Genomic DNA, 10,753 nt, shown 5'->3' with positions numbered 1-10,753 from the left:
CGGTTGATGGTTAAGAGGCTTGCTGCACCTTCTTAGATGTCAAATGGGTTCTATAAACGTAAACGCTGGATTTTCGGAAAACAAGGATAAAATCTCAACCTTCGCGCAGCCTCTAGGTCGGAGCCTCTATTGGAAAATCCAGATGGTGGGAAACCTCTGCTTCAACTTCTCTGGAGCTAAATTTTTTCGAGTACAGATTTTTTCTTTCTATGTTTTTGTTACAATTATTGAAATTTTTACCTAAAAATACCACTATGGCTTTATACGCTGAATTACATAGACATTTAGGCGGCTCGGTGGTACCACGAGTTTTATGGCGATATTTCGAGCGACATTCTTCGGAGTTAATTTCCCGCTTTGCTGACTATTCAGAATTTGAAGATTTTTATACCCGTCCACGCAACACCCTAGATGAGTATCTAGAATTACACACCCTGGTAGAAAGTGTACAAACTGTGGACACTTTGCCTTACTTTATCTATCGCTTGGTGCGGGGTGCTTACATTTTTGAAAATTTGGCTTATCTGGAACTGCGCTACACTCCCTATTTACGGACACCTGAACATCTGAGTCAATCCGAAAGAATTGACAAGATGGCAGAAATTGTGCAAGTAGTAGGACTTGCCAGCCACCAGCCAGAATATCCGATTGTTACTAGCCAAATTCTCTGTATGCACACGCGCCTACCTTATGAGGTGAACAAGGCGATTGTTGATTTGGCGGCGCAAAATAAGCAGTATGTCTGTGCAGTAGATGTAGCAGGGGGTGATAGTTATTACGCCGATCGCTTAGAAGAATGGATTAGCTTATATGATTATGCGCGATCGCTGGGCGTTAACACCACCGGACATCTATATGAAACCACCGCCGGTTGTTACCCAGAACTATTACCATATTTGATGCGGATTGGTCACGGCATTCAAATTCCCCTACTATATCCAGAGTTACTTAATGATGTGGCTAAACGCGGACAATGTTTGGAGGTTTGTCCGACAACTTACCTGAAAACTGGAACTTTGCAAGATATACGTCAACTCAAATTAGTTTTTGACCGTTGTCTTGATGCTGGGGTTGATATCGCTATCTGTACTGATAATGCCGGATTGCACAATGTGCGTCTACCGTTTGAGTATGAGAATCTCTTGACTTACGACATTATTAATTTTGCACAACTACAAGCTTGTCAAGATGCAGCTTTCCGTCATGCTTTTGCTTGGCCTTACAGTCAACCTCCAGCATCACTGTTGAACGGTTTACTGAAACCTGAACCATCTAAAATTTTGTCCATGAGAGATACTAATTAACGAATTGCCTAAAGATATTCATAAAGTCAGGTAATTTAATGTTAATTAATGTTGCAATTACTAACTTTTTCTACAGCATCAGAAAAAGTTTTAATGCACAATAGATATCTTGCAAAAATTAATGTTTTAGAAATTAAACCACAGATGTACACAGATAAATTATCGGCGTACATTTGTGGTTCCTTCTTTGCTGAGAAAGGATTTTTACTTAAGTCTTATATAGCAATACGCTTGGGTTAAGGGTTATTGGTGTAGATAATTAGTCAGCCAACAATGTATTGTGGTTCTCATTCTATATCGCGAGTTGTAGGGGCGGCAGTGCCCATTGGTATCAACTTAACGTGAAACCGCACGTCCGCCAGGGATTGTAAATCCCTGTCTCATAACTAAAGTCCTCTGAAGAGGACTAAATAGCGCGAAAATTTTCAGTCTACTTCAGTAGACTTGAGCAATTAGTCAGGGAATTATATTCCCTAGCGGGTGAACAACATCCAATCAGTACGCTATTTCTAGCTTAAGTTGACACCAATGGGCAGTGCCGTGCCCCTACGGGTGTACTTCGCTACGCAATTAAATCACTGATTAAGTCTTTCTTTGGATGTCCCTGCCGCTCATTCAGTAATTGCCGGAAATAGTGTCAAGTCAGCCGTTTGAAAGTTTGGCAGCTAAAGGCGATCTCTAGCGTCTACGCCAGAGCGATAATTGAGATAGATAGAACTCAAGTCAAGACTTTTCGGTTAAGGTCAAAAGCAAGGTAAAGTGATATAGCGGTTTTCGGCCCTTGTGAGACAAGAACTCCACTCCCAATCCCCTGCCCGCTCTTCGAGAGGGGACTCCAGAAGCTATAAACTATAATTTATGGCATCTACTATTCAAGCTCTACCAACAGAAGTTGTATATCTCATTACAGCTGGAGAGGTAATCGACTCTTTAGCTTCTGTCGTGCGGGAATTGGTAGAAAATTCCCTAGACGCAGGTGCAACGCGAATTGTGGTTTCTCTGTGGCCCCAGCAATGGCGAATTCGTGTGGCAGATAATGGTTGTGGAATGAACCTAGATGATTTGCAACAAGCAGCTACAGCCCACAGCACTAGTAAAATTCGCTCTAGTGCCGATTTATGGAAAATTAACAGTTTGGGGTTTCGTGGTGAGGCGTTGCACAGTTTGACGACTCTGGCAGATTTAGAAATTTTGAGTCGTCCTGTGGGTGGAAAATTAGGATGGCGGATGATTTATGGCGATGGCGGGAAAGTTGTACAAGTTGAAGTAACTGCGATCGCACCTGGTACAGTAGTTACAGTTTCTCATCTTTTCGGTAATTGCTCATCTCGTCGTCAGGGATTACCCACAACAGCACAGCAAATGAAAGCCGTGCAAGCCACAATTCACCAAATCGCCCTCTGTCATCCCCACGTCACCTGGCAAATTTGGCAAAATGATCGTCAATGGTTCACCATCTGTCCTGCTGCTACAACTGGGCAGTTGCTACCGCAGATTTTACCGCAAGTACGACAAGGTGACTTGCAAGAAGTAAAACTCGAAATACCCAACCCACTAAACTCCTATACAGAAGACGCGATTCATCGCGTCTCTCCCCATTCAGCACTAAATTTAGTGGTAGGATTACCCGATCGCTGTCATCGTCATCGTCCAGATTGGGTACGTGTCGCCATTAACGGCAGGATGGTGAAGACACCGGAACTAGAGCAAACGATATTATCAGCATTTCATAGAACATTACCACGCGATCGCTATCCAATTTGTTTCTTACATCTTGCCATTTCCCCCGATCAAATTAACTGGAATCGCAATCCAGCAAAAACAGAAATTTACCTTAACGAAATCATTTATTGGCAAGAGCAAATTACCCTGGCAATTAACCAAGCACTCAGCATCTCTTCTACCAATCTCAAAGAAGCGGTTCACACAACACGAGTTAGTAAATTACTCAAAGCCGCAGAAGCTAAAGGTGGCTATAATTTCAATCCTCAAAATTCCAACGAAAATCACAAAGATTCTAACCCTTGTACAGATGCGATTAATCGCGTCTCTCCTAACTCCTTAAAAGCTGTCGCTCAAGTTAGCAATACCTATATTGTGGCAGAACATCCTGGGGGAATGTGGTTAGTAGAACAGCACATTGCCCATGAGCGAGTTTTGTATGAGCAATTATGCGATGATTGGCAACTTGTCCCTATCGAACCACCAATAATTCTTTATCAATTATCGTCAGCACAAATATCTCAACTGCAACGCATCGGTTTAGAAATAGAACCCTTTGGCGAACAACTTTGGGCAGTCCGTAACATCCCCGCACCCTTGCAGCAGCGAGACGACTGTGCAGAAGCAATTTTAGAACTTAGTTGGGGAGGCGATTTACAAACAGCCCAAGTAGCTGTTGCCTGTCGTAGTGCCATTCGTAATGGTACACCAATGAATCAACAAGAAATGCAGATACTTTTAGACAATTGGCAACGCACTCGCAACCCCCGCACCTGTCCCCACGGACGCCCAATTTATCTATCCTTAGAAGAATCAGCTTTAGCCCGGTTTTTCCGGCGTAATTGGGTAATTGGTAAAAGTCATGGGATTTGATATTTTCAGTATCTTGGGAGCAATAAAAGCAAGAATTTAAATTGTGACCTATCAAATTGAATTGACTCAGGGTTTTTCAAAACAACTTAAAAAACTCTCAACTGATATTAGAGAACGAATCGATTTAAAAATTCAATAATTAGCAGTTAATCCGCGTCCCGAATTTGTAATTTATACAAATCAAGCCTTTGTTAGGCACTCATAGCAGCCTAACAAACAGCAAAAGCATTTACCAGCCTACATCTCAAAGATTTGTAACTGTTGTTAAATTTTATTGAAGTTTAATACCTATATCTTCGGGTAGAAGGAAAACAATATTGTAATTTCTAAGCTAGTTATGAAGTTTTCTGATGGATGAAATTATGCTGAACATTATTGCTTGGATAATCCTGGGTTTGATTGCTGGAGCTATAGCGAAAGCTATTTATCCTGGTCGTCAAGGTGGTGGAATTGCTTCAACTATGGTTTTAGGTATCGTAGGTGCTGTAATCGGGGGAATTTTAGTTACTCTTTTAGAAACAGGAAGATTTCAATTAGCTGCTGCAACCCTCAGTATCCCTGGTGTAATTGTTGCTATCATTGGCGCAATAATTGCTATCTTTTTATGGAACTTATTGGCTGGGCGTACCAGTTATTAGTTGAATTGAATTGAATTGTAGAAGAATCATGTTGAGAGCCAAGTTGTTAGTAATTAACCATTTCCGATTTTGCACCAATACAACAAAAACTCCACTTTCTAAAAGTTAGTGGAGTAATTAATGTAAGACTATTAGTAATGAATCATCGCTAGTAATGCTATTTGCACTGGGAAAACTCAATTAGTCTACAGCTTTCTTAATTTCGTCTTTAATGTTTTCTACAGTGTGAGCAACTTGGGCTTCAGCTTGCTTTGCTTGTCCTTCAGCTTTATCTTGTGGATTCCCAGTTATTTCACCCACTACCTCTTGAATTTTTCCTTCAATATTTTTTGCAGTAGCTTCTACTCTTTTTTCGGCACTCATGTTTTTATTTCCAGCTTGTAGTTGATTCATATACTACATAAACTAACAACAGTATATTGTTTTTTACATCCATCAACCGATAGAATAATTTGTTAAAATATATATCTTAAGATAGATCCGGGGTGCAACGTAACACTAACTTAAAAAATATGAAGATAAGAGTAAATTTGTGGTGTCCAGATCCCCGACTTCTTTGAGAAGTTGGGGATTTAACTTTTCACGAATGATTAAGGACAGCTATATGCATCTTCATAGAGAATTAGTATAAGTCAAAGCAAATTTTAAATAAAAGGAAAGTAAAGGAGTGCCAACAAAACGTCAAAAAAATGTCTGGATGAGTGAGATTAATGACATCATTCGCGGTGCTTGTGGAGGTTTTTTATTTGGCATACCCTTGCTGTACACAATGGAGGTTTGGTGGATTGGATCGCTGGCAAAACCACAACTGATGATGATGGCGATCGCATTGATGTTTGTTGTGGTTTACTTGCTCAATCAGATAGAAGGCTTTCGCAAACGCAGATATAGCTGGCTAGCTTATCAAACTTTAATGGATACTGTAGAAGCGATCGCCATCGGACTAGCTTGCTCTACCTTTGTGCTGTTACTATTGCGAGAATTGACACCAGAAACTTCCCTCAAGGAATCTTTAGGTAAAATCATCTTTGAAAGTGTACCCTTCGCTCTCGGTGTAGCATTAGCCAACCAGCTTTTGGGAGATACTGAAAACAGCAATGCAGAAGGACAAACTACCGATGGGGTAAACAGCACAACCAAGAACAAAGGGGATGAGTTACACGCCACCTTCGCCGATTTGGGTGCAACTCTAATTGGTGCAACTGTAATTGCATTTAACATTGCTCCGACAGATGAAATTCCCATGCTTGCAGCCGCCGCCTCGCCACCTTGGCAGTTAGCAATGATCGCCACATCTTTGCTGATTTCTTATGGCATTGTATTTCAGGCAGGCTTTTCTGACCAGCAAAAGCGCAAAGAGCAAAAGGGAATTTTCCAACGACCATCAAGCGAAACTCTTGTGTCCTACCTAGTATCACTGCTAGCAGGCGCTTTTATGCTGTGGTTCTTTCAAAAGTTAAGTTTTAGTGACCCCTGGACAATGTGGTTAGATCACACTTTAATACTGGGGTTACCTGCAACTATTGGCGGTGCAGCCGGAAGGTTAGCAATATGAATCAAACAGAACAACAACCAAAGCGTTCAATAGCTGAGTGGGTAACATTCAGCGTCGCCTCACTAATCCTAGCAATTATTGTAAGTCTAGTGGGCTACACTTGGCTAAACGAAAAAAATCAACCTCCCATTCTTTCTGTTACTAAAAAAGAAAAAATTCGGGAAATTGATGGCCAATTTTATGTTCCTTTTGAAGTTGTGAATAGTGGAGGAGATACAGCTGAGTCGGTTCAGATTATGGCTGAGTTACTGATTGACGGCAAAGTTACAGAAACAGGAGAGCAACAGATCGACTTTTTATCTAGTGGGGAAAGTGAAGAAGGGGCATTTATATTTAGCAAAAACCCGCGCCAAGGTCAGTTAAATCTGCGTATTGGTAGCTATAAATTGCCGTAGGGAAGATTTAAAATGCAGATAAACACGAACTAAGAATATATGTATATATGTTGCAGAGAATATAGCGGTTCCCATTCAGATGCCGTACAAAATTATATCGCGAGTTGTAGGGGCACGGCAGTGCCCATTGGTGTCAACTTAAGCAAAAAGTAAGCAAAAGATGTAATCTAGGAACATGAATAATGATGTTCAAGGCTCAACAAAACGTTGTTTTGTGAGTTTTGTTGAGCCTTGAATTTAGCTGAAATGTCTAGGTAAGAATCCTAAAAAACTTTTTGGTTTACTGAAATTGGGAATCGGGAATCGGAAGACAAGAAGAATAACCAATGCCCAATGCCCAATGCCCTCTATTCTGGTAACTTATATTGCCCCACAATACGCTTGGCAAACTCTGGAACGTGCGCTTCTAATTTCTCTGGATGATTTCGCTTCACATACAAATAATTCCGAGTAAAGTGAGAATCAATGGAAAATCGCGCATATTCTAAACCCTTGGGGCCGATTTTTTCGATCACCACACCCATCAGTTTTGCTGCCCACATTGGCAGGGTAACGCCTTTATCGTAAGCGGGAATACTTTGCTGTACGGCTTCTTTGCGGTTGCCTTTAGACATCACTGGTTGAGTATCTAACTGGTCTTTTACCAAATCCAGCATTTCCTTACCAGTGTCATTTCTAACTACAATCCACTGCCAGCCGAAGGGTGCGCCCATGTAGCCAACGACTAAATCGGCTAGGGAGTTGACGTAATCAAAGCAACTCATACAAGATGGGGCAAAGACATCTTTGAGTTGGTTGGTCTTCAAGCCAAAGAAAGGCACTGTTTCTGATGAGCCATCTTCATGTTTGAAGTGAACCCGAAAGTCTTGCATGAATTCATAATGCACAACTGTCTCAGGGGATCTGCTGGTGGTTTCTAAGAATTTTTGCAGTCCGGCGCGGTTAACATTATCTACGCAGGGCGTACCCAAAACATACAGTTTTTCTAAACCAAGTTGTTTTTCTACGGCTCGTAATGCCTGAATTTGGCAACCAACACCAATTACCAACAGTCGCTTCATCCCCGATTTTTCCACCTGTTCCAACACAGAAAGGTTCGGGGAAAGTGTTGGTTTATTTACCCGCGCTGCTAGTATTTCTTCTGGAGTCCGGGCGATGATGGGCATGGGTTGAAAGCGGTCTTCTTTGGTGTTTTGCACGCAGACGACACCTTCAACTAAGCCACGATTGAGCATTTCAATAGCAATGCTGCTAACAATACCCGACCATTGTGCGCCTTCGATGGGTTGTTGTTTTCGTGCCGCTATCATGTCTTGATGAACACCAAAGTAAAGTTCATCAGGGTTTTCCAGATGGCGCGATCGCGTATGGGTTTCTTCTTCAAGTTCGCCTATTTGCTGATTAATAAAAGCGCAGGCTTCCTTGACATAATGAATATAGTATGTATCGCATAGTCCACACTCGCTACACAGTTCTTTCGCAGGGCGGCGGCTGGTAGGTTTTAAGGCTCTGGCTTTTTTGTGAGGAGAAACTGAGGTCATATAAATTTTTTGTTTTATCCAGGAATCGCTTTTATTACAATACCTTCACTCGCTATAAACTTGACGATAGAGGATGAACAAGACATTGTAAGATTTTGAAACGCAGAGGGACGCAAAGTAAATGCATAGGCGCTTCTCTACGAGACGCTACGCGAATGCCTTGCCGCAGGGTAGGAACGCAGAGTTTTACTTAATTTATTTCGCTACGAATTAATTAAATATTGTACTGAGACTTTTATGAGGAACTATAGAAATACAATCGCACTCAGCGATGAGTAGGATAAATAGAATTTGATTTTTGATACACAGATATAAGCAGACATTCCCAAACTAGCCGGGGTTGAGCATAAGAAAGCAAGTATTTTCGAGATTGTTCTAGTTGGTTAATTATACTAGGTTGATGCCACTGCTGCCAGTAAAATTGCTGAAGATAATCAACTAACCACAATTGTGCTTCTGTATCTAAATCTTTATCAATTTTTTTGGCTAACTCCAAGGCGTTACGGTAGGATTTAGGCGCTTTTTTCAAGTCTTCAAGTAATTCATCAGGAATAGCTTGTAATTGCTCATAAGATGCGATCGCACTTCCCGCACTACCAGCTGCTATGCTCAAAACTGCCTGACTTTGCAAAATTTCTTGATGACCTGTTTGTGTAAGTACAATAGCCAAAGACTGTGTATCTAAGCGATAAAAAGGAATGCGTTGACAGCGTGATACCAAAGTCGGCAATACAGACTCAGGTGTAGGTACAATTAAAATTAACGTCGCCTGTCCCGGTTCTTCCAAGGTTTTAAGTAAAGCATTGGCTGCGGCTTCAGCCATTGTTTGGGCTTCCTCCAGCACCACCACATTCCTCGGCGCTTCCAAGGGTGGACGACTTAGAAACTCGGTAATTTCTCGAATTTGCTCTAGTCGAATTACAGGTGGTGCTTTACGCTTCAGTCCTTTCTCGACTGCTTCTGCTGCTGTTAATCGTTGTCCTTGGTGTTGGTACGTTGGTTGCACCCACAATAAGGCTGGATGATTGCCTTGACGCAGACGGTTTTGTAAAGACGCAGTAACTCCCATCCCACTAGAAAATAGCAATTCCACAAAACACCTGGCTGCTAAACTCCTGCCTACACCATCTGGCCCCACAAATAGGTAGGCTGGAGGAACCCGGTTTTGTCTGACAGCCTGAGTAAGTAATTCTATGGCTTGCTGTTGTGCTACAACTGGCGCAAATGGGTCATTAGTCATTAGTCATTGCATTAGTCGTTAAAGGTAGGTTGGGTTTTGTTCCTCAAACGCCACGTGCTACAAGTCGGCATAGCCGCCCAACGCAGTGGCTCCCCAACCTACCTTTAATCCTTGATTTTGTTGGGTTTCATTTTGTTGGCTGAGTATGATTCTTACTCTTTTACTCAACACTCCTTGGGTAAATAATGGTAGCTTTGATGGAAATTCTTTACCCTTAAACCTTAGACGTGAGAAATCTGGATATCTCCGCATGTGCCAACACAGCACCAGGTTCGTTCTGGAGAGCGTTGTAATACTTTCTCTCGAAGGTATTGCCGGTTTCTAAGGGTACAATCAGCGTGCGGACATCAGCAATCAACTTTTGGAAATTGTCTAGCAATATTGGTTCATCTGCTTCGAGCATTTCATCAACTTGCACAACTACTTCAGAAATGCGATGTAGCCAAGCAAATTGTTCATGAGCAATGACGAGTTGAAGAAGTTCTCCGCTTGATACTCTTCCACTAACCTGCTCGTAGGCAATGCGTTCTGTCTCCAGCAACATCTTGTGAAGGTCGAGTAATTTGTTTCGTAAATCACGCAGATATTGATGTTGACGTATTCTGAGTGTAAGTGTGTTAGAAGTCAATGTTACCCATCCTCTCGTTACAAATAATAGTCTTCAATCGCTTAAATAATTTCTAAGCATTGGGCATTGGTAATTGTTCTCCATGCCCGATGCTCTTGTGAGTGAAGTTTTTTATGTATTTGGTTTCCTTGCTAAGAAGCATTATAATCAACATGTTTTTTTAACTGTTATATCTTATATTGGATTAATCATATATTAGCATAAACTTATAAGAAGTACATAGTGTAGAACCAATCGAGAAAATATCAATTATGGGAAAACCGTCTTCATGTCGCTAGCCAATGTAATTCTAGGTCTTCTTCAGCAGCAAGAAATGACTGGTTACGACCTCAAAACCAGCTGCTTTGATCAATGCATTGCCCATTTGTGGCCAGCAGACCAGGCACAAATTTACAGAACTCTCGATAAGCTAGTTGAGCAAGGCTGGATTAACTGCACGATTGAGATTCAGCACGATCGCCCCAACCGCAAAGTCTACAGTGTGACGGAGCCAGGAAAAGCCGAATTCGCCCGATGGCTGGGGATTCATCAGCCTTTACCGACTGTACGAGAACCAATGCTAGTCCAGTTACATTTTGCAGATCAGTTGTCGAATGAAACCATCATTCACCTACTGGAGCAACAATTGGCGGCTCGAAGCAAAAAGCTTACTGAATGTGAAACCATCGATTTGCCATCACTGGGTGATGAATCTGCTAACCGTGAGCAGGTAATGCAAAGGCTCGTGCTGGAGTTGGTGATCCGAAGAGAACAGACTTACATTGATTGGTTGAAGATCGCGATCGCACTTATCAGTCAGCAAAAGCCATATCCATCACATTACCAGATTCTTTGACGCTTTCCAGCACTAAAGCTCT

Annotated in this window: 10 protein-coding genes; 6 read left to right on the top strand and 4 right to left on the bottom strand. The window is 41.8% G+C overall.

Annotation, left to right across the window (positions count from 1 at the left end; genetic code table 11):
• Positions 1 to 254 precede the first annotated feature (254 nt).
• The 3 genes from HWQ44_RS07140 to HWQ44_RS07130 all read left to right on the top strand — a co-directional run bounded on the left by HWQ44_RS07140 (position 255) and on the right by HWQ44_RS07130 (position 4,537).
• Positions 255 to 1,304: an adenosine deaminase gene (locus tag HWQ44_RS07140; RefSeq protein ID WP_292716800.1), complete on the top strand. Its 1,050-nt coding sequence runs from the start codon at positions 255 to 257 to the stop codon at positions 1,302 to 1,304.
• Positions 1,305 to 2,162: 858 nt separating this feature from the next.
• Entirely contained in the window at positions 2,163 to 3,899 is a 1,737-nt protein-coding gene (gene mutL / locus HWQ44_RS07135; protein WP_292716797.1) for a DNA mismatch repair endonuclease MutL, read from the top strand.
• A 365-nt stretch (positions 3,900 to 4,264) separates the two neighbouring features.
• Complete coding sequence (locus tag HWQ44_RS07130) at positions 4,265 to 4,537, top strand: GlsB/YeaQ/YmgE family stress response membrane protein (protein WP_292716806.1); 273 nt, start codon at positions 4,265 to 4,267, stop codon at positions 4,535 to 4,537.
• Between the two features lie 180 nt (positions 4,538 to 4,717).
• Here the strand turns inward: HWQ44_RS07130 and HWQ44_RS07125 are convergent, their stop codons facing one another.
• Complete coding sequence (locus tag HWQ44_RS07125; RefSeq protein ID WP_292716795.1) at positions 4,718 to 4,900, bottom strand: CsbD family protein; 183 nt, start codon at positions 4,898 to 4,900, stop codon at positions 4,718 to 4,720.
• 304 nt (positions 4,901 to 5,204) lie between these two features.
• Between HWQ44_RS07125 and HWQ44_RS07120 the strand changes: the two genes are divergently transcribed.
• Both HWQ44_RS07120 and HWQ44_RS07115 read left to right on the top strand, forming a co-directional pair.
• Positions 5,205 to 6,092: a TIGR02587 family membrane protein gene (locus tag HWQ44_RS07120; RefSeq protein ID WP_292716793.1), complete on the top strand. Its 888-nt coding sequence runs from the start codon at positions 5,205 to 5,207 to the stop codon at positions 6,090 to 6,092.
• A complete protein-coding gene (locus HWQ44_RS07115; protein WP_292716791.1) occupies positions 6,089 to 6,487 on the top strand; it encodes a TIGR02588 family protein in 399 nt (132 codons plus the stop codon). Before HWQ44_RS07120 ends, HWQ44_RS07115 begins: the two co-directional genes overlap by 4 nt.
• A 347-nt stretch (positions 6,488 to 6,834) precedes the next feature.
• On the opposite strand, the gene HWQ44_RS07110 is transcribed toward HWQ44_RS07115, so the two are convergent.
• The 3 genes from HWQ44_RS07110 to HWQ44_RS07100 all read right to left on the bottom strand — a co-directional run bounded on the left by HWQ44_RS07110 (position 6,835) and on the right by HWQ44_RS07100 (position 9,896).
• Positions 6,835 to 8,028 carry a Coenzyme F420 hydrogenase/dehydrogenase, beta subunit C-terminal domain gene (locus HWQ44_RS07110; protein WP_292716789.1) on the bottom strand — a complete coding sequence of 398 codons (1,194 nt, stop codon included), beginning with the start codon at positions 8,026 to 8,028 and terminating at the stop codon, positions 6,835 to 6,837.
• A gap of 265 nt (positions 8,029 to 8,293) precedes the next feature.
• Complete coding sequence (locus HWQ44_RS07105; protein ID WP_292716786.1) at positions 8,294 to 9,268, bottom strand: DNA polymerase III subunit delta'; 975 nt, start codon at positions 9,266 to 9,268, stop codon at positions 8,294 to 8,296.
• Positions 9,269 to 9,482: 214 nt separating this feature from the next.
• Positions 9,483 to 9,896, bottom strand: a complete 414-nt coding sequence (locus HWQ44_RS07100; protein WP_292716783.1) for a hypothetical protein — start codon at positions 9,894 to 9,896, stop codon at positions 9,483 to 9,485.
• Positions 9,897 to 10,164: 268 nt separating this feature from the next.
• Here HWQ44_RS07100 and HWQ44_RS07095 point away from each other — a divergent pair, with 268 nt between their 5' ends.
• Complete coding sequence (locus HWQ44_RS07095; RefSeq protein ID WP_292716780.1) at positions 10,165 to 10,731, top strand: PadR family transcriptional regulator; 567 nt, start codon at positions 10,165 to 10,167, stop codon at positions 10,729 to 10,731.
• Positions 10,732 to 10,753 lie beyond the last annotated feature (22 nt).

The sequence above is a fragment of the Nostoc sp. JL34 genome (assembly GCF_017114945.1).
GTDB lineage: Bacteria > Cyanobacteriota > Cyanobacteriia > Cyanobacteriales > Nostocaceae > Nostoc.
Note: the sequence above shows the minus strand (reverse complement) of the source record. Positions and strands in the feature narration are given on the sequence as shown.